Raw genomic sequence first — 21607 nt, 5'->3', positions numbered from 1 at the left:
TCAGGAACGAAGTGTCAGCCGCGGTTCCCCAGGGCCTTCCTGATGATGTCGCGAGCCCGGTCCATCAGCGCGAGGGGCGTGCCCACCAGCACGTTCCTGGTCGCCGACTCCACGCCGGGACGCGGGCGCAGCGGCCCGACCGCCTCGGCCGCCCGCACCGCCGCGGCCATGGCCCGGCGTTCCACGACGGAGGTGTGGTGGCGGAGCTGGGCGAACTCGTAGCGCTCCTCGCTGCGGGCGTGCGCGGTGACCGCCGTACGCAGCTCGGCCAGTTTCTCCCAGAACGCCGGATCGTCCACGCCCGCCCGGTCGATCTCGACGAGCAGGTGTTTGGCGCGGTTCTCCTCGGCCAGCCGGTCGGCCACCACGCCGGGACCGCCGTCCACCTTCCTGCGCGCGTACGGGTGGACGATCTCCTCCTCGGCGGTCTCGTGCACGGCCAGCAGGCGGATCAGCCGCTCGAACGCCTCCTCCACCCGTTCCGGCGGCGCCTGCTCCACCTCGTCGAACAGGTCCCTGATCTGGCCGTGCTGGGCCATCAGCACGTCGATGACATCGTGTTCAGCCACGTCCAGCGGCCTACCCGGGCGCTGGTCCGGCACGCTCCTCCTTACCGAACGCGGGTCGTTCGGCGACGCAACGCGGAGGTTGCCCCACTATGGCGCGGGTAGGCGCAGCGACATGGCCTTCGACCCACTCCAGGAGCGGGGCATCCCGCTGGACGAGCAGTTGCGCAACTGGCGGGAGCTCGACGTCCCGCCCATCGATCCCGACCACGTCGATCCCTACACCCGCTGCCGGATCATCACGATGAACGGCATCGAGACCGAGGCGATCCTGTTCAGCCACCAGCTCGCCCGCCACTGCACCGACCTGGAGCTCACGCGGCAGCTCGCCCGGGTGCGTTACATCGAGGCGCAGCAGCAGAAGGTGGTCAACTGGCTGCTGCCCGGCGTCTCGTCGGTGCTGGAGACCACGATCGCGTACGAGCAGGTCGCCGTGGACCTGACGGCGTGGGTGGCCCGGATGGAGCCGGACCCGTACCTGACGCAGGCGTACCAGTTCGGGGTGCTGGAGGACTTCGACCACCTCTACCGGTACGCCAACCTCTACGAGATGATCGAGCACCGCAAGGCCGAGAAGATCGTGGACGGGGTCACCGAGGTCATGCCGGGGCGGCCGACGTACCTGCACCACCGCGACCCGGTCGACAACGTGCGCGAGCCCTACGACCGGCACCGCACCGAGCCGCTGTCCAAGCTGCACGCCCTGACCGTGATGGCCGCCGAGCAGCAGACCATGAACTACTACATGAACGTCGGGCCGCTGGCCATGGAGCCGATCGCGCGCCGCCTCTACCAGGAGATCGGCATGGTGGAGGAGGAGCACGTCACCCACTACGAGTCGCTGGTCGACCCGGGCGAGAGCTGGTGGGAGATGCTGCTCAACCACGAGTACAACGAGTGCTACCTGTACCACTCGTTCATGGAGACCGAGTCCGACCCGAAGGTGAAGGCCGTCTGGGAGCTGCACCTGAACATGGAGATCGAGCACCTGCGGCTGGCCTGCGAGCTGTTCAAGCGGTTCGACGGGCGCGATCCCGACCAGGTGCTCGCTCCTGAGCTGCCGCCGCCGGTGACGTTCGAGCCGAACAAGGCGTACCTGCGGGAGCTGCTGGCCACCCAGATCGACTGCACCACCCTGGGCACCGGCTACGTGCAGGAGGCCCACGAGCGCTTCTCGCGGATGCAGGAGGCGGTCATGGGCGGGGAGAAGCCGGCGTCGGAGCAGGTCATCGATGACAACCGGGCGGTGTCGGGGCGGGAGTACCGGCTGGAGACGGAGGGGCCGCATCCGGCGGGCATGCAACTGGGCCGCTGACCTGAGCGGCACGCGGCACGCCGCGGCACCACCTCACGCGGTCCCATGCCTTCACCTCCACGCTGGACCCGATGCCCTGTGGCCGTGCGCGCCCCCTCGGAACGGCCCGCTTCGGGGCGCGCGGGCGGCGTTGGGCGGGGGTTAGAGTGCGCGGCATGAGTGTCGTCCTCGTCACCGGAGCCTCGCGCGGCCTGGGAGCCGTGATCGCGCGCAGGCTGGCCGCCGACGGTCTGGCCGTCGCCGTCAACTACCGTTCCGACCGCGCGGGCGCGGAGAAGGTGGTGGCCGAGATCCGGGCCGAGGGCGGCGCGGCGGAGGCGTTCGCCGGGGACGTCACCGACGAGGGCCAGACCGCCGACCTGGTCGCCCGCGTCGCGACCCGCCTCGGGCCGGTGGAGGTGCTGGTGGTGAACGCGACCGGGCCGCAGCCGTCGGTGGCGGTCGAGGAGCTGACCTGGCAGGACCACCTCGACCAGCTCCTGTTCTTCGTCAAGAGCCCCACGCTGCTGGTGCAGGCCGTACTGCCAGGCATGCGCGAACGGGGACGCGGCCGGGTGATCCAGATCGGCTCCGACATCGTCGACCGCAAGCTACCCGGCATGTCCGCCTACATCGCCGCGAAGGCCGCCCAGCACGCCATGACCCAGGCCTGGGCGCGCGAGCTGGGTCCGTACGGGATCACGGTGAACGTCGTCGCCCCCGGCTGGATCCCGGTGGAGCGGCACGCGGGCGACGACGAGGCCGACTACCTGGCCGAGGTGCCGCTCGGCCGCATGGGCACGCCGGCCGACGTGGCCGCCACGGTGTCCTTCCTCGCCTCGGACGGCGGCGCGTTCGTCACCGGCCAGCGCGTGACCGTCAACGGCGGCCACACCTAGGACGACCTGCGCGGAAGCGCTCCGGTTTGGGGACTCGGCGAGGATTCGCTAGAGTTCTCTCGTCGCCCGGCACGAGCAGGGCGCACGCGGAAGTGGCTCAGTGGTAGAGCATCACCTTGCCAAGGTGAGGGTCGCGGGTTCGAATCCCGTCTTCCGCTCGGAGCTTCCGGCTCGGTGGCGTGGCCGAGAGGCGAGGCAGCGGCCTGCAAAGCCGTCCACACGGGTTCAAATCCCGTCGCCACCTCTGCAAGGACGATTAGCTCAGCGGGAGAGCGCTTCCCTGACACGGAAGAGGTCACTGGTTCAATCCCAGTATCGTCCACCATCTCTCATCAGCCAGGCCGGCGGATCGCCGGCCTGGCTGATGCGTTTCCGGCTGTTCCCGGACTGCGGGCCTGGTGTTGGTAGCAAGCGTTTGGTTCGATCAGGGGCATGGACGCTCAGGAAATCGCCGACCGCCTGGAGATCGCCGACCTGCTGGCCCGTTACTCGCGGGCCGTCGACTCCGGTGAGTGGGACCTGCTCGACGAGGTGTTCAGCCCCGACGCGCTCATCGACTACCGGTCCGCGGGCGGGATCAGGGGCGGTCTGGCGGAGGTCAAGAGCTGGCTCGCCGAGGTGTTGCCGCACTGGCCGGGACGCCTGCACCTGATCGGGGCCGCGCGGATCGTCCTCACCGGTGACCAGGCGCAGGTGAGCGCGCCGTTCACCGACACCCTCGCCCCGACCCGGGAGATGGCCGCGTCCGATGCCAAGGGGTTCGTGCACGGCGGTGGGTGGTACCACCACCGGATGCGGCGCACGGCCGGTGGGTGGCGGAGTGAGGAACTGGTGGAGGAGCAGAGCTGGCGGACGGCCCAGTGAGCTTGCCGGGGCCCGTACGGAGCCGCCCGGCCCTCGGTCTGTGCCTTGGCCGGTGGCGGAGCGGCTTCGTGGCCGGCTGTGGGTCGGCGTCTTATCGGTGCATGCAGCCGCTTTGCGGCGGGGGCGTTCGGTGTGCCCGCTTCGGTGTGTTCAGTGGGGCTGGTTGGCGTGGGTTGTGGTGAAGGCCAGGAGTGGGACGGCGGTCCGTTCGGGGTCCTCAAGGATGGGGGTGTGGCCGAGGCCGGGCAGCAGTTCGACCTCCGCGCCAGGCACGGTGCGGTAGTCGGCGGCGGACGAGGAACGCCATCGGCGGTCGTCCTCGCCGAAGATCACCAGCAGCGGTTCGCCGAGGGGCGCCAGCCGGTCCGGGAGCGGCCGTTGTTGCAGGTAGTCGCGGGTGCCCTGCATGGTCGCGGCGAGCGTGTGGAGGGTCATGCAGCGCACCTCGTCCAGGAGCTCGTCGGGCAGTTGGTAGCCCGGACGGCTGAAGCCGGTGCTCGCGAACCCGCGGAGCTGTTCGTCGGTCGGCGGCCACTGTGAGGGGGTGAACGCGGCCGAGGCCGGGGCGATGAAGGCGTCCAGGCTGGGGCCGGTGTTGATGAGGACGAGCGCGGACACCAGGTCGGGACGTTCCTCGGCGAGGGCGGTGGCGACCGCGCCGCCGCTGGAGTGGCCTGCGATTACGGCCCGCCGTACGCCGAGCCGGTCCAGTGCCTCGCCGACCCGGCGGGCCTGATCCGGGGTGGTGTAGTCACGGTCGTCCGGTTTGGCGGAGCGGCCGTGGCCGAGCAGGTCGATGCGGATGACGTGGTGGGAGCCCGTGAGCAGGGGGACCAACTGGTCCCAGGAGCGGGCCGAGGACGCGGAACCGTGGATGAGGAGGAGGGCGGGGGCGTCGCGGGGGCCGTCCTGGTAGACGTGGAGGTCGCCGTCGTCCAGGGAGAGGGTCGTGCTCTTGGTGCTGTCGCTGGTGAAACTAGTCATGGGGCCACTGTCTCGGCCGGGGTGCGGCGAAGGATTGGACGAATGTTCCCTCGTACTGGTCGGTGGCGCGGGGTGGCTGTGGGTAACAGGGCCACACACTCTGGAACGCGGAGAGGGGGGCGCGTGGCTGACGTGGAGAAGGGCAAGGGCTATGGGGTCGGGAGGGGGCATTGGGTGGTGTCTGTGGCGTAGGAGAGGAGGAGGTCGCGGGCGGTTTCCGTGTCGAACGGCCGCACCGCGTCCAGCAGGTGCAACCCCAGCCCGTCCTCCAGCGCCACCAGGTTCCGGGCGATCGTCCTGGCGTCCCGCGTCAACGTGAAGACGCCCGTCGCCGAGCCCGCCTCCAGGATCGCGGCGTACAGGCCCACCTGCCGTTCGTACAGCCTGATGTGCTGGGCCGCGTACGCCGGGTCCCGCCGGGCGTGCGCACCCAGCTCGTACAGCAGCACGCACAGTTCGTCGCCCGGACCGGCGGGCAGGCCGCTGCCGATGGTGATGACCAGGCGCCGCCGGGGGTCGGGTTCGCGCGCGGCGGCGGCCTCGCGGGCGGCGCAGAACCGGTCGACCGCCTCGCGCTGCACCTCCTGCAGCAGGTCGGCCATGCTCGGGAAGTAGTACAGCACCGAGCCGGCCGACATGCCGGCGACCTCGGCGACGTCGCGCAGCCGCAGGTCGAGGATGCCGCGTTCGAGCACCGCCCGGCGGGCGGCGGTGACGAGTTCGGCCCGCTTCTCCCGGGCCCGGCTGGGTCGCGCCATGGCCGCGATTCTTCATAGGCCCTTCAAAAAACGCAAGCCCTCCTTGACGCAGGCCCCGGTTAGTTCTTTGATACTCGCTCAAGGAACCCCCCAAGGAGGCGTCGTGGCAACAACGGCCGCCCATCCACACCTGCACCGGGGACTCAAGCTCCTCGGCACCCTCCTCCTCACCCTGTCCGCCATCACCCCCGCGTCCTCGGTCTTCATCATCGCCCCCGGCGTGATCTCCCAGGCCGGCAGCGGCGCGATCCTCAGCTACCTGGCCGGCGCCGTCGTGGGCGTGTTCATGGCCTTCGTCTACGCCGAGCTGGGCTCGGCGTTCCCGCTCACCGGCGGCGAGTACGCCATCACCGCCCGGACGCTCGGCCGGCTGCCCGGGTTCGTGGTGCTCGGGCTGATCCTCATCACGCAGTTGCTCATCATCGCCGTCATCGCGCTGGGCGTGGGCGCGTACCTGTCGGTCGTCCTCCCCGGCCTGGACGGGCCGCTGGTGGCGGCCGTGACGTGCCTGCTCACCACCGTCGTGGCGGTCTTCGACATCAAGCTGAACGCCTGGGTGACCGGCATCTTCCTGGCCATCGAGATGATCGCGCTGGTGGTGGTGTCCGCACTCGGCCTGTTCCGGCCGCAGCGGTCGCCGATCGAGCTGATCGCCCACCCCGTGGTCGCCGGGGACGGCGGCGCGCTGGTGCCCGCCTCGCTCGGGCTGATCGGCGCCGCGACCGCCGTGGCGATCTTCTCCTACAACGGGTACGGCTCGGCGGTCTACTTCGGCGAGGAGGTCCACGACGCGCCGAAGAGCATCGCCAGGACCGTGCTGTGGGCGCTGGGCGTCACCGTGGCGGCCGAGCTGGTGCCGGTGACGGCAGTGCTGGTGGGCGCGCCGACGCTGGAGGGCCTGTTCGGCGCGGAGAACATGATGCAGTACTTCGTCACCGCCCGCGCTGGTTCGGTGGCCAACACGGTGATCTCCCTGGCCGTCGCGCTGGCCATACTCAACGCCGTGCTGGCCATCATCCTCATCACCTCGCGCATGCTGTTCAGCACCGGACGGGACCGCGCCTGGCCCGCGCCGGTCAGCCGCATGCTGTCGTCCATCCACGCCCGGTACGGCTCGCCGTGGGTGGCCACCGCGCTGACCGGCGTGGTCAGCGCGGCCTGCTGCTTCATAGACGAGCGTTTCCTGCTGGTGGTGACCGGCACCTCGATCGTGGCCGTGTACGCCGCGTTGTGCCTGGGCGCGCTCGCGGGGCGGCGCAACGGCACGACCGGCCACGCGGCGTACCGGATGCCGTGGTTCCCGCTCGCGCCGGTGGCGGCGCTGGCCGCGCTGGCGTACGTGATCTACCTCAACGCGCTGGACCCGGTGATCGGCCGGCCCAGCCTGTACGTCACGGCCGGGATCGCGGTGCTGTCGGCGGCGTACTATCTGGGGGTGCTGCGGCGGCGCGGCGGGTGGGATCTGGCTGAACCATGAGAGTGATCATCTTCGGGGCGACCGGCATGGTCGGGCGCGGCGTGCTCAGGGAGTGCCTGCTCGACGAGCGCGTGACGGCCGTGCTGACGGTCGGCCGGTCGCCCACGGGGACGGTCCACGGCAAGCTGCGCGAGATCGTCCACGCCGACCTGTCGGACCTGTCCCCCATCGAGGACGAGCTGTCCGGCTACGACGCGTGCTTCTTCTGCCTGGGTGTGTCCTCGGCGGGCATGAGCGAGCGGGACTACCGGCGCGTCACCTACGACTACACGCTGGCGGCCGGCACCACGCTGGCCCGGTTGAGCCCGTCCTCGACCTTCGTCTACGTCTCGGGCGCCGGCACCGACGCGCACGGCCGCGCGATGTGGGCCAGGGTGAAGGGCGCGACCGAGAACGCGCTGCTCGCGCTGCCGTTCCACGCCTACATGTTCCGTCCGGGATACATCCAGCCGATGCACGGCATCACCTCGCGCACCCGCTGGTACCGGCTGGCCTACGTCGTGGTCGCGCCGCTCTACCCGCTGCTGCGCCGGCTGTTCCCGGCGGAGGTGACGACGACCGAGCGCATCGGCCAGGCGATGATCACCGTGGCCGAGCGCGGCGCTCCCGAGCACATCCTCGGCCCGGCGGCCATCAACGCCCTGTGAAGGCGATCCCCGGCCGTCGACGCCTTGTGACGGCGGTCCCGGGCACCAGCGGCACGGCCAGCAGCGGGGCGAGCGCGGCCAGCCCCCACACCGCCTCCCACGAGGCGAGCGCGAGCACCACGGGGACGAGCAGCGGGGTCAGGAAGCCCGAGGCGAAACAGGCGGTGCCCTCCAGGCCGAGCGCGGTGCCCGCCCTGGCCGCTCCCGCCATGGCGGCGATCTCGGTGTAGGCGATGCCGTGCCAGGAGTTGGCCAGCAGGCCGCCGAGCGCCAGGGCGGCGACGGTGACCGGCGTGGGCGCGGAGGTGAGCACCGCGGCGGCGGCCATCACGACCCCGGAGAGCGTCCCGATGGCGCGGATCCAGGTGCGCCGCCCGCCGCGGCGGTCGGTGCGCCTGCCGGTCCAGATGCGCGCGGCGCCGCCGCCGAGCTGGGCGATCAGCACGGTGAGACTGGCCAGGGCGGCGCCGGCCCCCTTGACGTCGTGCAGGAAGACCGCGGTGAAGGACAGCACGGCGAACTGCGGCACGGTGAGCAGCCCGCTGGCCAGCGCCAGGCGCCACACGTCCCAGCGGCGCAGCGGTGAGGGGCCGGGCTCGGGGGCGGCCGCGGCGGTCGCGTGGACCGGCTCGTGCAGCCAGCGCCAGGTGGCCGCCGCCGCCAGCAGGCAGAACACGGCCGGTACGGCGTAGACGGCGCGGAACCCGTACCGCTCGGCGAGCCAGGGCAGCAGGGCGACCCCGAGCGCGCCGCCGACGGGGATGGCCGTCTGGCGGACGCTCATCGCCAGCCCGCGCTCGCCGTCGGCGAACCAGGTCATGACGGCCCGTCCGGAAGCGCCGTTCACGCTGCCGCCGAGCGCACCGGTGGCCAGCAGGCACGCGGCCAGCAGGGCCACCCCCACGTTCTCGGACGGCGTGACGGCGGCGGCCATCACCACCAGCAGCGCGCCCGTGGCGGTCAGCCCGGCGAGCAGCACGCGGCGGTCGCCCCACCGGTCGGTCAGCATGCCCCACGCGATGTCGGAGGCGGCCACGCCGAGCCCCAGGCAGGACAGCACCAGGCCGAGCGAGCCCAGCGACAGGTGGTAGCCGGAGCGCATGAAGACCGCGGTCACCGGGATGCCGGAGAACATGGCCGAGAAGCCGGCCTGGGCGCCGACGCCCACGGACAGCACGACCCATCGGTGCCGCGCGCCGAAGCGGCGCGTCCCGCCGCGAGTGGTGATGAGTGTCGTCACGCACGCCCCCAAATAACCGCATTCAGTGGTTAGCAACCTTCGCAGCGCCGAAAGTAACTTGTCAATGCGGTTACCATCGGAGTCGTGGACTTCACCTTCGTCAGCGGCAACCTCGGCCTCGACCTCGCCGGCACCATCGGCCACCGCCGGGGCGCGCGCATCGACCTGATGGCCGCCCCCGCCGACCTCGCCCGCTGGACGGTCGCCGCCGGGCTCCTCGACGAGCCGCCCGCGACCGGCGACGACGACCTGGCACGGGCTGCGGCCCTGCGCGAGGCGGTCTACCGGCTGGCCACGGCCGCCCGCGAGGGCCGCCCGTACGACCGGGCCGACCGCGACCTGCTCAACGAGACCGCCCGGCCCGCGCCCGCGGACGTCGTGCTCGGCGAGCGCGGCCTGCGGCGCGGCGGCGGGCTGACCGGCGCGCTGTCCGCGACGGCGCGGGCGGCGATCGAGCTGCTCGGCGGCCCGCAGGCGGCACTGATCCGCGAGTGCGAGGCCGACCCCTGCACGCGCCTGTACGTCGACGCCTCCCACCGCCGCACCCGCCGCTGGTGCGACATGCGCGGCTGCGGCAACCGGGCCAAGGCGGCGGCCTTCCGTGCCCGCGCGGGCGCCTGACGGGGACGCCTCACGAGATGATGGAATAACCGCACGCGGCCGGACGCTACGGTACCTGTCAAAGATTCAACAGTCATGGATGGTGACTAAAGTGCAGTTCGGAATCTTCAGTGTGGGCGACGTGACCATGGACCCCACCACCGGCAGGACCCCGACCGAGCACGAGCGGATCAAGGCGATGGTGGCGATCGCGCTCAAGGCCGAGGAGGTGGGCCTCGACGTGTTCGCGACCGGCGAGCACCACAACCCGCCGTTCGTGCCGTCCTCGCCGACCACCATGCTCGGCTACATCGCGGCCAGGACCGAGCGGCTGATCCTGTCCACCGCCACGACGTTGATCACCACCAACGACCCGGTCAAGATCGCCGAGGACTTCGCCATGCTCCAGCACCTGGCCGACGGCCGGGTGGACGTCATGCTGGGCCGCGGCAACACCGGGCCGGTCTACCCGTGGTTCGGGCAGGACATCCGCCAGGGCATCCCGCTGGCCGTCGAGAACTACGCGCTGCTGCACCAGCTGTGGCGCGAGGACGTCGTGGACTGGGAGGGCCGCTTCCGCACGCCGCTGCAGGGGTTCACCAGCACGCCGCGCCCGCTCGACGGGGTGCCGCCGTTCGTGTGGCACGGCTCGATCCGCAGCCCGGAGATCGCCGAGCAGGCCGCGTACTACGGTGACGGCTTCTTCGCCAACAACATCTTCTGGCCCAAGGAGCACTTCATCCGCCTGATCAACCTCTACCGCCAGCGGTACGCCCACTACGGGCACGGCACGCCCGAGCAGGCGATCGTCGGTCTGGGCGGCCAGGTGTTCATGCGCAAGAACTCCCAGGACGCCGTCCGCGAGTTCCGCCCGTACTTCGACAACGCCCCCGTGTACGGCCACGGGCCGTCGCTGGAGGAGTTCACCGCCGAGACCCCGCTCACCGTGGGCAGCCCGCAGCAGGTCATCGACCGGACGCTGGAGTTCCGCGAGTTCTTCGGCGACTACCAGCGCCAGCTGTTCCTCATGGACCACGCCGGCCTGCCGCTGAAGACCGTGCTGGAGCAGCTCGACCTCCTGGGCGAGGAGGTCGTGCCGGTGCTGCGCAAGGAGCTGGCCAAGGACCGCCCGGCCGGCGTCCCGGACGCGCCGACGCACGGCTCGCTGCTCCAGGCCCGTACGTCCCAGGCCGTCGAGGTCTGACCTCCAGAAAGGGAGATCCCCCCATGAAGCTCGTCGTCGTCACGGCCGGTCTGACCCAGCCGTCCTCCACCCGCCTGCTCGCCGACCGCCTGGCCGAGGCCACCCGGCGGCGGCTGGCCGGCGCGGCCGAGGTGCGCGTGGTCGAGCTGCGCGACCTGGCCGTGGACATCGCCAACAACCTGGTGACCGGCTTCCCCGGCGCCCGGCTGCGCGAGGTGATCGAGGCCGTGACGGAGGCCGACGGGCTCATCGCGGTCACGCCGACGTTCAGCGGCTCCTACAGCGGCCTGTTCAAGTCGTTCTTCGACGTGATCGACAACACGGCCCTGACGGGCACGCCCGTGCTGGTCGCGGCCACGGGCGGCACGCCGCGCCACTCGCTGGTGCTGGAGCACGCGCTGCGCCCGCTGTTCGCGTACCTGCGGGCCATCGTCGTGCCGACCGCCGTCTACGCCGCCTCGGAGGACTGGGGCGGCGGCGGTGACGCCTTCACCGACGGGCTCGGCGAGCGCATCGACCGGGCCGCCGGGGAGCTGGCCGGCCTGCTGACGGGCCGGGCTCCGCGGAAGTCGAGCACCGATGGGGAGGTCGTCCCGTTTGCGGAGCAGCTCGCGGCTTTGCGCCCGCTGCGCTAGTTTGCAGCGGTGCTGACCGCTACGTTCCTCTCGCTGTCCCTCGTCCTGACCGGCGCGTCTACCCCAGACCTTAACGATCCGCACAAGAAGGACATCGCCATGCGGCTGGTGTCCAGTGCGGAGAACTCCTCGCTGGACTGGAAGGCCCAGTACGGCTACATCGAGGACATCAAGGACGAACGGGGCTACACCGCGGGCATCATCGGCTTCTGCTCCGGCACCGGCGACATGCTGAAGCTGGTCGAGCTCTACACCCGGCGCAGGCCCGGGAACGTGCTGGCCAAATACCTGCCGGCGCTGCGCAAGGTCAACGGCACCGACTCCCACAAGGGCCTCGGGAAGCCGTTCGTCAGGGACTGGAAGAAGGCCGCCGCCGACCCCGCCTTCCGGCGGGCCCAGAACCACGAGCGCGACCGGGTCTACTTCGACCCGGCCGTCCGCCGGGCCAAGAAGGACGGCCTGCGGGCGCTGGGCCAGTTCGCCTACTACGACGCCATGGTCATGCACGGCCCCGGCTCCGACAAGCTGAGCTTCGGCGGCATCAGGAAGGCCGCGCTGGCCAAGGCCGTCTCCCCCGCCCGCGGCGGCGACGAGGTCGCCTACCTGAACGCGTTCCTCGACGCCAGGAAGGCGGCGATGAAGGCCGAGGACGCCCACGACGACACCACCCGGGTCGACACCATGCAGCGCGTCTTCCTCAGGAAGGGCAACCTCGACCTGAGGCCGCCGCTGACCTGGAAGGTGTACGGGGACAAGTACACCATCAAGCGCTGATCGGGCGATCACGGTAGGTTGGTGAGCCAGCCGAACAAACGGGGTTAATCATGTCCAACGGTGCCCGTCATGGTCTGGGAGTGGTCGCGGGGCTGCTCCTTCCTCCACTGATCGCCGCCTGCCTCATGTACGGCATCGGCGAGATCGGCCTCACCATGGCCACCAGGTACACCATCTCGTGGCTGGGGCTCGGCGTGGTCGCGGCGGCCGGGGCCGGTCTGGCGTTCCTGGCCGGCTCGCGCCTGTCGCCCATCGCCTCGCTCCTCGGCGGCCTCGCCCTCACCGCACTCGGCCTGGTGCCCGCGGTGGAGCTGAGCGCCGGCGTCCGGGTGATCCCCGACGGGCTGGTCACCGGGACGCTGGCGGCGGGCATGCAGACCGCCCTGTACACCGGGGTCATGCTGTTCCTCGGCGTGGCCCTGCTGGTCGTGTCGCTGTTCCCGTCGCGGTGGCGGTCCCTGGGGCGGCCGTCGGTCCACACCTCCGACTACGGCTCCGACTACGGCTCCGGTTACGGGGCGGCCGGGTCGCCGTACCTGCCGCCGGGCACCGCGGCCCATGACGTCACCAGGCCGATGCACCGCGAGTAGCGGCGTACCGGGCCTGGCAGAATGCGGCCATGCGCGACTCGAAGATCGTCGACTTCCTGGCCGAGCTGGCCGACAAGGTGCCCGCCCCCGGCGGCGGGGCCACCGCCGCGTTGCACGCGGCGCAGTCCGCCGCGCTGCTCGGCATGGTGGCCCGCTACACCACCGGCGAGCGGTACGCCGAGCACGCCGAGACCGTCGCCGCGGTGATCGGCGAGACCGACGCCCTGCGGGCCGGGGCACTGCGGCTGGCCGAGGAGGACGCGGCCGCCTTCACCATGGTCTCCGACGCCTACCGGCTGCCCAAGGGCGAGGAGCGCAGCGTCTCCATCGCCCGCGCCCTGGCCGGCGCGGCCGAGCCCCCAGCCCGGGTGGTGGAGACCGCCACGCGGCTGGTCGAGCTCTGCGAGCTGCTGCTGCCGATCGGCAACCGCAACGTCGTCACCGACGTCGCCGCAGCCGCCGACGCCGCCCGCGCCGCGCTCACCACCGCCCGGATCAACGTCGAGGTCAACCTGCGCGGCATCAAGGACGAGCCGGTCCGCGAGGAGCTGACCGCCCGCCTGGCGGGGGTCGAGGCGGCCGTCGCCGGGGCCGACCGGATCACCGCCGAGGTACGCGAGGAGATCACCCGATGAGGACGCTGACCGGCCGCGACCTGGCCACCGCGATCAAGGCCCAGACGCAGGCCGAGGCGTCCGCCGGACCGCAGCCCAGGCTGGCCGTCGTGGTCGCCACGGCCGACGAGGCCAGCCTGTGGTACGTGCGCTCGATCGCCAAGGCGGCCGCGGGCGTCGGCGTCGCCTGCGACATCGTCGACCTCGGCGCCGACGCGGACCCCGACAGGATTCACGAGACGCTGGCCGGGCTCAGCGCCGACGGCGCCGTCCACGGGGTCATGCTCCAGACGCCGCTGCCCGCAGGGGCCTCGGCGCAGGCGCTGGCCGCCGCCATCGACCCGCGCAAGGACGTCGACGGCGCGAACCCGCTCTCGCTCGGCCGCCTGGCCGCCGGGCTGCCCGCGTTCCCGCCCGCCACCGCGGCGGCCGTCATGGCCCTGCTCGACCACTACGAGGTGCCGCTCGAAGGGCGGCGGGCGGTGGTCGTCGGTCGCTCGACGGTGGTCGGCAAGCCGCTGGCCCACCTGCTGCTCGACCGGCACGCCACGGTCACCGTCTGCCATTCGCGCACCCGTGACCTGGCCTCGGTCACCGCCGGGGCCGAGGTGCTCGTGGCCGCCGTCGGCCGCGCCGGGCTCATCGGCGCCGCGCACGTCGCGCCGGGCGCGGTGGTGATCGACGTGGGCACCAACCCCACCGACGACGGCGGGCTCACCGGCGACGTCGACTTCGCGGCGGTCTCGGAGGTGGCGGGCGCGCTGACCCCGGTGCCCGGCGGCGTCGGCCCGGTGACCACCGCGTTGCTGCTACGGCACACCGCCCGTGCGGCGAACCTGCCCTGAACCCCGGACATCGGAGAGTGGAGACCCGCGATGGGTGACGTCCTGATCGTGCAGAACAGCAGGAGCGGCGGTCCGAGCCGGCTCGGCGGCTGGCTGGAGGAGGCCGGGCTGCGGCTCGACGTGGTGCTCGCGCACGAGGGCGCGCCGCTGCCCGACCGGCTGGACCGGCACGACGCCATGATCATGCTCGGCGGCGGCTACCTGCCCTCCGAGGACGACCGGGCCCCGTGGCTGGCCGGCGCCCGCCGGCTGGTGGGCCAGGCGCTGGAGGAGGGCGTGCCACTGTTCGGCATCTGCCTGGGCGGCCAGATGCTCGCCGAGGTGGCCGGCGGCGAGGTGACCGGCGACACCGGCGCGCCGGAGAACGGCAGCCTGCCGGTCACGCTCCGGCCCGAGGCGGCCGACGACCCGCTGTTCCAGGGGCTGCCGCCGGTGGTGCCCGCGATCGAGCACCACAAGGACGCCGTCACCCGGCTGCCCGCCGGGGCGGTGTGGCTGGCGGAGACGCGTGCCTGCCCGTACCAGGCGTTCCGGGTCGGCGAGCGGGCGTGGGGGGTGCAGTTCCATCCCGAGGTGCTGCCCGCGCGGGTACGCGAGTGGACGCCCGACGGCTTCGACCCCGCGGAGGTCTACGCCGGGGCGGTGGCCGACGAGCCGGTCTCCACGCCGGTCTGGCGCGAGGTGGCGCTGCGCTTCGCCAAGATCGTCAGCGGCCGGACGCCCGCCGACCGGGCCTGAGCGCCACGGCAGGACTGCGGGCCGGTGGCGCCGGCCTGGCGGGGGTCAGTTTCCCGTCTTCTTCAACGTCCCCGTGGTGGTGACCGCGCCTCGTGTGTGGAAGTAGTTGTAGGTCAGGGTGCCGTTCGCGTGGCGTTCGAGGGCGATGTTGCCTTCCGGCGTGCACCCTGTGCCGCTGGTGAGCGTCTCGGCCAGTTCCAGGCCTTCGGGAGAGGCGGTCCGGAGTGTGAGCTCGCCGGCGCAGTGCAAGGGCTCGTACGCGACGGTTCCCACCGGCTCGCCCGCCTCTCCGTTCCGCAGTCGAAGCCGCACTTCGTACGAGCTGCCGCCTTGGGTGAGGGTCCCCGACCACACGCCGAGGAAGGAGCGCGGCAGGGTCTCGTGGACGGGCGGCGTCGGTGCCGGGGTGGGCGCCTGCGACGCGGGGCCGGACGCGGGGCTGACGGTCGGGGCAGGCTCTGGATGCTGAACCGCCGGCGACGTCCTGGCTCGGTCCCGCCGGGCCTCCGCCCGCTCCGCCTCGTCGCCCAGAAAGGACAGAATGCCCACCGCTGCGCTTATCGTCGCCAGGACCAGCCCCAAGCCGGTGACGACAGCCTTCCACGGGCCAGGAGAGCGCCCTGTTCGTGCCTCCTCGTTCATGGCGCGCCTCCTTCTCCTCACCGTGCGAACGGGGAGTCCCCCGAAGGAGTTCCCCGCTGCGCCCGCTCTCATGGGCCGCCGGCGACGCGGGCGCCTACGGAGCCCGGCCGCTGATCATATGACGAGATCCGGACGATCATCCCTGGTCCAGAGAGGCGTCAAGGCCGCTGCCGTGAGTTAGCGTCTGGCCATGAAGATCAAGTTTGCCGCCGCCCTGGTCGCCGCGGCCGCCGCCGTCTCGCTCACCCCCTCCGCCGCCAGTGCCGAGCCCCTCCCGTCCAACTGCCGCGCCGGGATCGGTTACAACGCCGCCTACTCCTGGGCGAACTGCACCGGCGGTGCGGGTTACGTGCGGGCCATCGCGACCTGCTCCAACGGTTCCTACACCGTCAAGTCCTACGGCTCGTGGCAGTGGGTCGGCACGCAGTCGGAAGCGCACTGCGCCTGGGGGTATGCCACGGCCGTGGCGGCTTCCTACGACATCAAGGCCTACTGACCCACCGCCACCGCCCGGCCCCTGCCACGGCGGCCCGGGCCGGGCGGTGGCGGCTCGGCGGTCCCGGCACGGGGACGGCCCGGTCCGGCGCCTTGCGGTCGAGGCCGGGCGCGAAAGGCCCTAACTTGGGCGGGGTGCGGGTAAACAGACTTCATCCCTGGCCGGACGACGTCGCCGAGGCCGAGGCCGTCCAGGACCGGCTGCGCGGACGCGTCGAGCTCTCCGGGCCCACGGAGTTCACCCTGGTGGCCGGCCTCGACGTGCACTACCACGGCGACGACGACGTGACGGCGGCGGCGGTCGTCCTGGACGCGGCGACCCTGGAACCGGTCGAGCGGGCGGTGGCCCACGGCAAGGCGGCCTTCCCGTACGTGCCCGGCCTGTTCGCCTTCCGCGAGCTGCCCACCCTGGTCGAGGCGCTCGAACGCCTGGCCGTCACCCCCGACCTGCTGGTCTGCGACGGCCACGGCCTGGCGCACCCGCGCGGCTTCGGCCTGGCCTGCCACCTGGGCGTGCTGACCGGCCTGCCCGCGATCGGGGTGGCCAAGACGCCGTTCGTGGGCGAGCACGAGCCTCCGGGCCGGGAGCGCGGCGACTGGACGCCGATCGTCCACGAGGGCGTCACGGTGGGCCGGGCGCTGCGCACGCGGCGGGACACGAAACCGGTCTACGTCTCCCAGGGACACCGCATCGGCCTGGACACCGCCACGTCCCAGACCCTGCTGCTCACCCCCCGCTACCGCCTCCCCGAGCCCGTGCGCCAGGCCGACCACCTGGCCCGCCACCCCGGCGGGACCTGACCGCCCCCTCGGCCGGTCCCGCCGGGACGGTCACCGCCGCCAGGCCCAGACGACGAGCCACACGCTGAGCCCGAAGATCGTCATGCCCAGCGGCACGTGCGCGGCCACCGCCCCCGACCCGCCGAGCATCGACTGCAGGAAGCCGAGGAGCAGCACCCCCAGGCTGACCAGCGCGGGCCACCCGGCGCCGCGCCCCGGCCGCCACATCAGCACGGCCGCGACGAGCTGGAGCAGCCCGAGCAGGTGGACCGCGCCCGCCCCCGCCCCGTGCAGGCCCGTGCCGGCCCCGCTCATGAGCTGCCCCGCCGTGACGGCCTGCAGCAGCACCGCCAGCATGCTGAGCGTGGCGAGGGCCTTGAACGCGGTCAGGTACCCGCTCCCCTTGACGACCTGGGTGACCACTGGACTCTCCTTCGACCTCGGGTGGACGCCCCCAGGATCGCGCCGCCGCCGTCGCCGGGCATCCGCCCTCCGTCGTCATCCCGGCTACGCCCTGCGGCGTACGCTCACGACGGGTCGTGCGCCCCCGAGGAGGCCAGCGGGGGCAGGATCGCCTGGGCGTCCGCGCCGCCGAACCAGAGCCCGATCACGAACGCGGCCGTCGCCTCCAGTTGCGCCGCCCGGTCGAGGCCGCCGCCGTCCAGCGGGGTGCAGCCGAGGTCGCGGACCAGGCCCCGGACCAGGTCGAGCGCCCCGGGGTCGTCGCCGCACAGGGGCACCGCCAGCGGGCGTCCGCCGAACACGGGCGGTGTCATCCGCCACACGTCCACGTGGCACAGGTTGAACGCCTTCACCACGTGCCCGCCCGTGAGATCGGCGATCCGGCGGGCGAGCGGACGGGTGGCGTCGTACCTGTCGGGGGCGGCGGCGTTGGTCACGTCGATGAGCGGCTTGCCGCGCAAGGCCGGGCCGGCGGCGGCCAGCACGTCGGCCAGCCCCGCCTCCCGGACGCCCACCATGACCACGTCACCGGACGCGGCCGCCTCCGCCCAGCTCCCCGCCCGTGCCGCCGGGCGTCCGGCCTGGGCGTTCATGCTCTCCGCGCGGGCGCGGGCCCGTTCCGGGTCGCGTCCGCTGACGGTCACCTCGTGCCCGGCCCTGATCCACTGCGTGCCGAGCGCGTCGGCCATGCCGCCGGCGCCCAAGATCCCGATCTTCATGGTCGTCCTCCGTGAGCTGAAAGGGCTTTACTAGGACAAGGACTGTAGAAATGTCGTCACACACCAATCGGTGCCTATCGGAGGGCTCACGTGTTCCTCGCCGACTGCCAGGCCAGACTGGCCTTCGACCTGATCGCCAACACCTGGAACGCGGTCGTCGTCTGGTCGCTGCGCCACGGCCCGCGCCGCCCCGGGGAACTGCGCGCGGAGATCGGCGGGATCAGCCCCAAGGTGCTCACCGAGACGTTGCGCCGCCTGGAGTTCAACGGCCTGGTCGACCGGCGGTCCTACGCCGAGGCCCCGCCCCGCGTCGAGTACGCGCTGACCGACCTGGGCCGCACCCTGCTGGGCCCGATCGAGGCGTTCGGCGTCTGGGCGCACGACCACGCCGACGAGGTCATGGACGCCCAGGACCGGTCGACGGGCTGCCAATCCCCCGCTTCATGAGGAATCTTTAACTCAGCGTTACTGGATGATTACTCTGGGTAGCAAGTCGGTGGTTGATTCCACCGTCCCCAGGAGGTACTCATGCCTGTCGTCCCACGCCGCGCCGCCCTTGCCGCGGCCGTCCTGACCGCCGGTCTGTCCGCCGGTCTGTCCGCCGGTCTGTCCGTGGCGCCCGCTCACGCCGTCGTCGACCCCGCCCACGCGGTGACCTGCGCCGCCGAGTCCGCCACCGGCCTGACCACGCTGGTGGACCCGATGGCCCCCCAGGCCCCGACGGAGATCCCCGCGGCGGGCTGCCTGCATCCCTGACCGGCCATCACGGGCCACCGCGCAAGGCGGTGCGGCGCGCCATGCCGCACCGCCGATCCCGGCCCTTCCCCCGTCCGACAGCGCCATCCCCGTGCCCGACCAGCAGCAGTCGAGGAGTCCCCATTGAAGTTCCGAATCCTGACCAGCGCAGCGGTCCTCGCTCTGGCGGCGGCGGCCGCCGTTCCCCCAATCGTCCTCGGGTCAGGGGGCCGAAACGAACCGGGGAACATCAATGTCCAGGCCATCGTCGACCGGGTCAACATCTTCACGTCGTAGTGAGGCCGCCACAGTTGACCGTGGCCGAGTCCGAGTCCGCTCCCCGGCCGCGGAGCATGCTGCACCACGTGGGCTACGTCATGTTCCTCAGCCGGTGGATACAGGCGCCGCTCTACCTCGGGCTGATCGTCGCCCAGGTCGTGTACGTGTGGCGGTTCATGGTCGAACTCGCCCACCTGGTCGAACTCGGCTTCGGCGGCAATCCTCCGGAGACCACGATCATGCTGATCGTTCTCGGGCTCGTCGACGTCGTGATGGTCTCGAACCTGCTGATCATGGTCATCATCGGCGGCTACGAGACCTTCGTCTCGCGGCTGCGCATCGACGGACACCCCGATCAGCCCGAGTGGTTGTCCCACGTCAACGCAAACGTCCTCAAAGTCAAGCTGGCCATGGCGATCATCGGGATCTCGGGGGTGCACCTCCTGCAGATCTTCATCAACGCCGCCCGGCCGGCCATCACCGACAGGGAACTCGTATGGAAAACACTGATCCATCTCACCTTCGTGGTCTCGGCGCTCGCACTGGCCGTGATGGATCGAATCATGGCAGGCGGGCGGCACGTCCAGCAGGCGCACCGGGAACAGCAGCCCGGCGGTGTCGCGCAGGAGCGGGTCGCCGCAGCCTAGCGGTCGCGCTGCTGACCGGCGCGGGGCTGCTGGCGTCCGTGGCGCCCGCGTACGCCTCGGCCTCGCCGGGCGCGGCGCCCGCCCAGGGGCCGCGGCCGCTCATCGGCGACGTGATCGTCTTCAACGACGAGATCGTCGAGCCGGTGTCGCTTCCGGTGAGCACCTGCGGCGGGCTGCTGCCGGTGCTGAGCGGCGCGCCCACCGGGTGCAAGGACACGTCCCGGGTGTCGGACGACGACGCCTGAGACCTCCGGCGCCCGCCCGCGGGGGCGGGCGGGCGCCGAGCCCGGCCGGGTCAGCCGAAGAGGCGTTCGAGGACCTCGGCCACGCCGTCCTCGTCGTTGGAGGACGTACGGTGCCCGGCCGCGGCCAGCACCAGCGGGTGCGCGTTGGCCATCGCGTAACCGGCCCCGGCGAAGGCCAGCACGGCCAGGTCGTTGGGCATGTCGCCGAACGCCACCACCTGCGCGGGCTCGACCCCGCGCTCCTCGCACAGCTCCGCCAGCATGCCCGCCTTGGTCACGCCCAGGGCGCTGACCTCCAGGAGGCCCGGCACGCCGGAGTGGGTGACCTCGGCCAGCTCCCCGACCGCCGCCGCGGCGACGGCGGACATCTCGTCGGCGGTGTGCGCGGGCGAGAGCACCAGCAGCTTGACGATCGGCTCGCCGGCCTCGCACGCCGAGGCCACCTCCCGGTAGTGCTCGACGTCGTGCGCGACCCGCCTGGTGTAGCCGGACTCGGTGAGCACGCCCGTGCCGGTCTCGATCGCGAAGGCCGCCCCGGGCAGCGCCGCGGCCAGGCTGTCGGCGACCTTCCTGGCGGCCCGCGGCTCGATCGTGCGGCTGGCGACGATCTCGGCGGTGGCCAGGTCGTACAGGAGGGCGCCGTTGCTGCAGATCGCCAGGCCGGTCAGGCCCGCCTGCCCGGCGATGGCGTGGACGGAGCGCGGCGGCCGGGCGGTGACGAAGACGATCTCCGCTCCGGCGTCGCGGGCCAGGCCCAGGGCCTGTTCGGTGCGCGGGGAGATGATCCCGGCGGAGGTCAGCAGGGTGCCGTCCAGGTCGGTGGCCACGATGCGGGGCCGGGTGGCGGGGGTCACGTCACCTACGGTAGGGCCTGGGGTGCGGGGGCCCGCGGAGTAGGGTGCCCTCGTGTCTACTCCTTCGGGGCGTTTCGCCCGATCTGGGCCGCGGCCGGCCGACGGGCTCGCGCCCGTGTTCCGGTTCGCGTCCGAGCTGGTCGCCTGGGTGGCGACGCCGTGGGCGCTGGCCTCCTGGTCGGTGTGGGCGGCCGTGTTGTCGGTGGTGGTGCTGATCGGGCTGCCGACGGTGTTCGCCACGCCCGGCGACAAGCGCGGCGTGGTGGTCGCCGTGCCGGGGTTCGTGACGGTGGCGCTGGTGGCCCTCCAGCTCGTGGCGGCGGTGGCGGCGGCGTGGGTGGCCTGGCACGCGGCGGTGGCCGCGGTGGTCACGGTGCTGGCGGTGGTCACCGTGGTGCTGGAACTGCCCCGCTGGCGCTGGCTGCTGACCGGCTGAGCCCCTTCGGAGCGGCGTCGCGGCCTTCCGGAACGAAGGCCCTTCAGGCGTTGCAGGCACGCCCTTCAGAGGCGCATCTCGGAGGGGAGGCGGGTGGCGGCGTTGAGGAGCTCCAGGCCGAGCAGTTCGCCCGAGGCGCCGTAGTCGAGGACGACGTCCTCCGACACGGTCTGTCGTACCGCCTCACCTGGCACTATTTCATGCTTCATCGCGATATAGGCGATGTCTCGATCTTTGTCCCAGTTGACGTACACGGTCTGGGTGCGTTGCCGGTCCGGCGGGGTGTCGTCCGGGCGCAGCAGGCCCTCCTTGGCCTCGTGCGAGCCGGCCAGCGCCGCCCGTACCATGGCCAGCGCCACCTCGACCGCCTCCAGCGCGTCGCGGCCGGTCGCCCTTCGCTCGTGCTCCCATCCGGCCAGCCCGTCGATCCGGTACGGGCACGACCACTCCCCCGCCTCCTCGTACGGCACGCCGACGGTGACGACCACCTCGCGCGGCGGCACGGTCTCCAGCACCAGTACTCGTTGGGCGATCTCGTACATGTCGCATCATCTACCCCGGCGCCCGCTTCCGGAAGACCCGCG

Annotated in this window: 29 protein-coding genes and 3 tRNA genes; 23 read left to right on the top strand and 9 right to left on the bottom strand. The window is 72.2% G+C overall.

Going from position 1 to position 21607, the window contains the following annotated elements:
• Window positions 1–14 precede the first annotated feature (14 nt).
• Complete coding sequence (locus ACIA8R_RS07665) at window positions 15–569, bottom strand: hemerythrin domain-containing protein (RefSeq protein WP_357703124.1); 555 nt, start codon at window positions 567–569, stop codon at window positions 15–17.
• Between the two features lie 112 nt (window positions 570–681).
• Between ACIA8R_RS07665 and ACIA8R_RS07660 the strand changes: the two genes are divergently transcribed.
• The 6 genes from ACIA8R_RS07660 to ACIA8R_RS07635 all read left to right on the top strand — a co-directional run bounded on the left by ACIA8R_RS07660 (window position 682) and on the right by ACIA8R_RS07635 (window position 3623).
• On the top strand, window positions 682–1881 hold the full coding sequence (locus tag ACIA8R_RS07660; RefSeq protein WP_397037166.1) for a hypothetical protein: 1200 nt from the start codon (window positions 682–684) through the stop codon (window positions 1879–1881).
• 155 nt (window positions 1882–2036) lie between these two features.
• The gene (locus tag ACIA8R_RS07655; RefSeq protein ID WP_364096507.1) at window positions 2037–2759 is read left to right on the top strand and encodes an SDR family oxidoreductase; all 723 of its coding nucleotides are present in this window, start codon (window positions 2037–2039) and stop codon (window positions 2757–2759) included.
• An 86-nt stretch (window positions 2760–2845) separates the two neighbouring features.
• Window positions 2846–2917 (top strand) — tRNA-Gly (locus ACIA8R_RS07650).
• A 15-nt stretch (window positions 2918–2932) separates the two neighbouring features.
• Window positions 2933–3003, top strand: a tRNA-Cys gene (locus ACIA8R_RS07645).
• Window positions 3004–3009: 6 nt separating this feature from the next.
• Window positions 3010–3084: transfer RNA gene (locus tag ACIA8R_RS07640), tRNA-Val, on the top strand.
• A 107-nt stretch (window positions 3085–3191) separates the two neighbouring features.
• Window positions 3192–3623 (top strand): nuclear transport factor 2 family protein, encoded by a 432-nt coding sequence (locus ACIA8R_RS07635; RefSeq protein ID WP_364096504.1) that lies wholly within the window; start codon window positions 3192–3194, stop codon window positions 3621–3623.
• A gap of 150 nt (window positions 3624–3773) precedes the next feature.
• Here the strand turns inward: ACIA8R_RS07635 and ACIA8R_RS07630 are convergent, their stop codons facing one another.
• Entirely contained in the window at window positions 3774–4607 is an 834-nt protein-coding gene (locus ACIA8R_RS07630) for an alpha/beta fold hydrolase (protein WP_397037164.1), read from the bottom strand.
• Between the two features lie 149 nt (window positions 4608–4756).
• Window positions 4757–5365 (bottom strand): TetR/AcrR family transcriptional regulator, encoded by a 609-nt coding sequence (locus ACIA8R_RS07625; protein WP_397037162.1) that lies wholly within the window; start codon window positions 5363–5365, stop codon window positions 4757–4759.
• A gap of 103 nt (window positions 5366–5468) precedes the next feature.
• On the opposite strand from ACIA8R_RS07625, the gene ACIA8R_RS07620 reads away from it, so the two are divergent.
• Together ACIA8R_RS07620 and ACIA8R_RS07615 are read left to right on the top strand one after the other, a co-directional pair.
• On the top strand, window positions 5469–6842 hold the full coding sequence (locus tag ACIA8R_RS07620; protein WP_397037160.1) for an APC family permease: 1374 nt from the start codon (window positions 5469–5471) through the stop codon (window positions 6840–6842).
• The gene (locus ACIA8R_RS07615; protein WP_357703110.1) at window positions 6839–7489 is read left to right on the top strand and encodes an NAD-dependent epimerase/dehydratase family protein; all 651 of its coding nucleotides are present in this window, start codon (window positions 6839–6841) and stop codon (window positions 7487–7489) included. The genes ACIA8R_RS07620 and ACIA8R_RS07615 overlap by 4 nt, the downstream gene beginning before the upstream one ends.
• Here the strand turns inward: ACIA8R_RS07615 and ACIA8R_RS07610 are convergent.
• On the bottom strand, window positions 7476–8729 hold the full coding sequence (locus tag ACIA8R_RS07610; RefSeq protein ID WP_397037158.1) for an MFS transporter: 1254 nt from the start codon (window positions 8727–8729) through the stop codon (window positions 7476–7478). The two genes, ACIA8R_RS07615 and ACIA8R_RS07610, sit on opposite strands and share 14 nt — an antisense overlap.
• 84 nt (window positions 8730–8813) lie before the next feature.
• On the opposite strand from ACIA8R_RS07610, the gene ACIA8R_RS07605 reads away from it, so the two are divergent.
• From ACIA8R_RS07605 to ACIA8R_RS07570, 8 genes are all read left to right on the top strand, one after another.
• Window positions 8814–9350, top strand: coding sequence for an ABATE domain-containing protein (locus ACIA8R_RS07605; protein WP_364096486.1), 537 nt, complete (start codon window positions 8814–8816; stop codon window positions 9348–9350).
• 91 nt (window positions 9351–9441) lie between these two features.
• Window positions 9442–10533: an LLM class flavin-dependent oxidoreductase gene (locus ACIA8R_RS07600; protein ID WP_364096483.1), complete on the top strand. Its 1092-nt coding sequence runs from the start codon at window positions 9442–9444 to the stop codon at window positions 10531–10533.
• Window positions 10534–10556: 23 nt separating this feature from the next.
• Entirely contained in the window at window positions 10557–11168 is a 612-nt protein-coding gene (locus tag ACIA8R_RS07595; RefSeq protein WP_397037155.1) for an FMN reductase, read from the top strand.
• Window positions 11169–11177: 9 nt separating this feature from the next.
• Window positions 11178–11942, top strand: coding sequence for a chitosanase (locus ACIA8R_RS07590; RefSeq protein WP_364096477.1), 765 nt, complete (start codon window positions 11178–11180; stop codon window positions 11940–11942).
• Window positions 11943–11992: 50 nt separating this feature from the next.
• Entirely contained in the window at window positions 11993–12532 is a 540-nt protein-coding gene (locus ACIA8R_RS07585) for a hypothetical protein (RefSeq protein WP_357703098.1), read from the top strand.
• Window positions 12533–12561: 29 nt separating this feature from the next.
• Window positions 12562–13167, top strand: a complete 606-nt coding sequence (locus tag ACIA8R_RS07580) for a cyclodeaminase/cyclohydrolase family protein (RefSeq protein ID WP_357703096.1) — start codon at window positions 12562–12564, stop codon at window positions 13165–13167.
• A complete protein-coding gene (locus tag ACIA8R_RS07575; protein ID WP_397037152.1) occupies window positions 13164–13991 on the top strand; it encodes a bifunctional 5,10-methylenetetrahydrofolate dehydrogenase/5,10-methenyltetrahydrofolate cyclohydrolase in 828 nt (275 codons plus the stop codon). Before ACIA8R_RS07580 ends, ACIA8R_RS07575 begins: the two co-directional genes overlap by 4 nt.
• A gap of 30 nt (window positions 13992–14021) precedes the next feature.
• The gene (locus ACIA8R_RS07570) at window positions 14022–14729 is read left to right on the top strand and encodes a type 1 glutamine amidotransferase (protein WP_357703092.1); all 708 of its coding nucleotides are present in this window, start codon (window positions 14022–14024) and stop codon (window positions 14727–14729) included.
• 45 nt (window positions 14730–14774) lie between these two features.
• Here ACIA8R_RS07570 and ACIA8R_RS07565 read toward each other — a convergent pair whose 3' ends face one another.
• Entirely contained in the window at window positions 14775–15371 is a 597-nt protein-coding gene (locus tag ACIA8R_RS07565; protein ID WP_397037150.1) for a hypothetical protein, read from the bottom strand.
• Between the two features lie 190 nt (window positions 15372–15561).
• Here ACIA8R_RS07565 and ACIA8R_RS07560 point away from each other — a divergent pair, with 190 nt between their 5' ends.
• A complete protein-coding gene (locus tag ACIA8R_RS07560; protein WP_357703088.1) occupies window positions 15562–15867 on the top strand; it encodes a hypothetical protein in 306 nt (101 codons plus the stop codon).
• A 134-nt stretch (window positions 15868–16001) separates the two neighbouring features.
• Window positions 16002–16667: an endonuclease V gene (locus ACIA8R_RS07555; RefSeq protein WP_364096464.1), complete on the top strand. Its 666-nt coding sequence runs from the start codon at window positions 16002–16004 to the stop codon at window positions 16665–16667.
• 30 nt (window positions 16668–16697) lie between these two features.
• Here ACIA8R_RS07555 and ACIA8R_RS07550 read toward each other — a convergent pair whose 3' ends face one another.
• Complete coding sequence (locus ACIA8R_RS07550; protein ID WP_364096461.1) at window positions 16698–17069, bottom strand: hypothetical protein; 372 nt, start codon at window positions 17067–17069, stop codon at window positions 16698–16700.
• Window positions 17070–17173: 104 nt separating this feature from the next.
• Entirely contained in the window at window positions 17174–17827 is a 654-nt protein-coding gene (locus tag ACIA8R_RS07545; RefSeq protein WP_357703082.1) for an NAD(P)-binding domain-containing protein, read from the bottom strand.
• 90 nt (window positions 17828–17917) lie between these two features.
• Between ACIA8R_RS07545 and ACIA8R_RS07540 the strand changes: the two genes are divergently transcribed.
• The 4 genes from ACIA8R_RS07540 to ACIA8R_RS07525 all read left to right on the top strand — a co-directional run bounded on the left by ACIA8R_RS07540 (window position 17918) and on the right by ACIA8R_RS07525 (window position 19733).
• Window positions 17918–18274: a winged helix-turn-helix transcriptional regulator gene (locus ACIA8R_RS07540; protein ID WP_397037147.1), complete on the top strand. Its 357-nt coding sequence runs from the start codon at window positions 17918–17920 to the stop codon at window positions 18272–18274.
• Window positions 18275–18355: 81 nt separating this feature from the next.
• A complete protein-coding gene (locus ACIA8R_RS07535; protein WP_397037145.1) occupies window positions 18356–18583 on the top strand; it encodes a hypothetical protein in 228 nt (75 codons plus the stop codon).
• A 344-nt stretch (window positions 18584–18927) separates the two neighbouring features.
• Window positions 18928–19488 carry a TIGR00645 family protein gene (locus tag ACIA8R_RS07530; protein WP_397037143.1) on the top strand — a complete coding sequence of 187 codons (561 nt, stop codon included), beginning with the start codon at window positions 18928–18930 and terminating at the stop codon, window positions 19486–19488.
• 38 nt (window positions 19489–19526) lie between these two features.
• Window positions 19527–19733, top strand: coding sequence for a hypothetical protein (locus ACIA8R_RS07525; protein ID WP_357703072.1), 207 nt, complete (start codon window positions 19527–19529; stop codon window positions 19731–19733).
• Between the two features lie 50 nt (window positions 19734–19783).
• Here the strand turns inward: ACIA8R_RS07525 and ACIA8R_RS07520 are convergent, their stop codons facing one another.
• Window positions 19784–20587, bottom strand: coding sequence for a Cof-type HAD-IIB family hydrolase (locus ACIA8R_RS07520; RefSeq protein ID WP_364096445.1), 804 nt, complete (start codon window positions 20585–20587; stop codon window positions 19784–19786).
• Between the two features lie 52 nt (window positions 20588–20639).
• Between ACIA8R_RS07520 and ACIA8R_RS07515 the strand changes: the two genes are divergently transcribed.
• A complete protein-coding gene (locus ACIA8R_RS07515) occupies window positions 20640–21023 on the top strand; it encodes a hypothetical protein (protein WP_397037140.1) in 384 nt (127 codons plus the stop codon).
• A gap of 65 nt (window positions 21024–21088) precedes the next feature.
• On the opposite strand, the gene ACIA8R_RS07510 is transcribed toward ACIA8R_RS07515, so the two are convergent.
• Complete coding sequence (locus ACIA8R_RS07510; protein ID WP_364096439.1) at window positions 21089–21565, bottom strand: DUF6968 family protein; 477 nt, start codon at window positions 21563–21565, stop codon at window positions 21089–21091.
• Between the last annotated feature and the right edge of the window lie 42 nt (window positions 21566–21607).

The organism is Nonomuraea sp. NPDC051191 (assembly GCF_044455665.1).
GTDB lineage: Bacteria > Actinomycetota > Actinomycetes > Streptosporangiales > Streptosporangiaceae > Nonomuraea.
This window is presented reverse-complemented; position numbering and strand designations above follow the sequence as displayed.

Excerpts from the sequence above, each read along its gene's own strand:
- ACIA8R_RS07660 (WP_397037166.1), top strand. The coding sequence starts at position 682 with ATGGCCTTCGACCCACTCCAGGAGCGGGGCATCCCGCTGGACGAGCAG.
- ACIA8R_RS07655 (WP_364096507.1), top strand. The coding sequence starts at position 2,037 with ATGAGTGTCGTCCTCGTCACCGGAGCCTCGCGCGGCCTGGGAGCCGTG.
- ACIA8R_RS07635 (WP_364096504.1), top strand. The coding sequence starts at position 3,192 with ATGGACGCTCAGGAAATCGCCGACCGCCTGGAGATCGCCGACCTGCTG.
- ACIA8R_RS07630 (WP_397037164.1), bottom strand. The coding sequence starts at position 4,607 with ATGACTAGTTTCACCAGCGACAGCACCAAGAGCACGACCCTCTCCCTG.
- ACIA8R_RS07625 (WP_397037162.1), bottom strand. The coding sequence starts at position 5,365 with ATGGCGCGACCCAGCCGGGCCCGGGAGAAGCGGGCCGAACTCGTCACC.
- ACIA8R_RS07615 (WP_357703110.1), top strand. The coding sequence starts at position 6,839 with ATGAGAGTGATCATCTTCGGGGCGACCGGCATGGTCGGGCGCGGCGTG.
- ACIA8R_RS07595 (WP_397037155.1), top strand. The coding sequence starts at position 10,557 with ATGAAGCTCGTCGTCGTCACGGCCGGTCTGACCCAGCCGTCCTCCACC.
- ACIA8R_RS07585 (WP_357703098.1), top strand. The coding sequence starts at position 11,993 with ATGTCCAACGGTGCCCGTCATGGTCTGGGAGTGGTCGCGGGGCTGCTC.
- ACIA8R_RS07580 (WP_357703096.1), top strand. The coding sequence starts at position 12,562 with ATGCGCGACTCGAAGATCGTCGACTTCCTGGCCGAGCTGGCCGACAAG.
- ACIA8R_RS07575 (WP_397037152.1), top strand. The coding sequence starts at position 13,164 with ATGAGGACGCTGACCGGCCGCGACCTGGCCACCGCGATCAAGGCCCAG.
- ACIA8R_RS07570 (WP_357703092.1), top strand. The coding sequence starts at position 14,022 with ATGGGTGACGTCCTGATCGTGCAGAACAGCAGGAGCGGCGGTCCGAGC.
- ACIA8R_RS07565 (WP_397037150.1), bottom strand. The coding sequence starts at position 15,371 with ATGAACGAGGAGGCACGAACAGGGCGCTCTCCTGGCCCGTGGAAGGCT.
- ACIA8R_RS07560 (WP_357703088.1), top strand. The coding sequence starts at position 15,562 with ATGAAGATCAAGTTTGCCGCCGCCCTGGTCGCCGCGGCCGCCGCCGTC.
- ACIA8R_RS07545 (WP_357703082.1), bottom strand. The coding sequence starts at position 17,827 with ATGAAGATCGGGATCTTGGGCGCCGGCGGCATGGCCGACGCGCTCGGC.
- ACIA8R_RS07535 (WP_397037145.1), top strand. The coding sequence starts at position 18,356 with ATGCCTGTCGTCCCACGCCGCGCCGCCCTTGCCGCGGCCGTCCTGACC.
- ACIA8R_RS07510 (WP_364096439.1), bottom strand. The coding sequence starts at position 21,565 with ATGTACGAGATCGCCCAACGAGTACTGGTGCTGGAGACCGTGCCGCCG.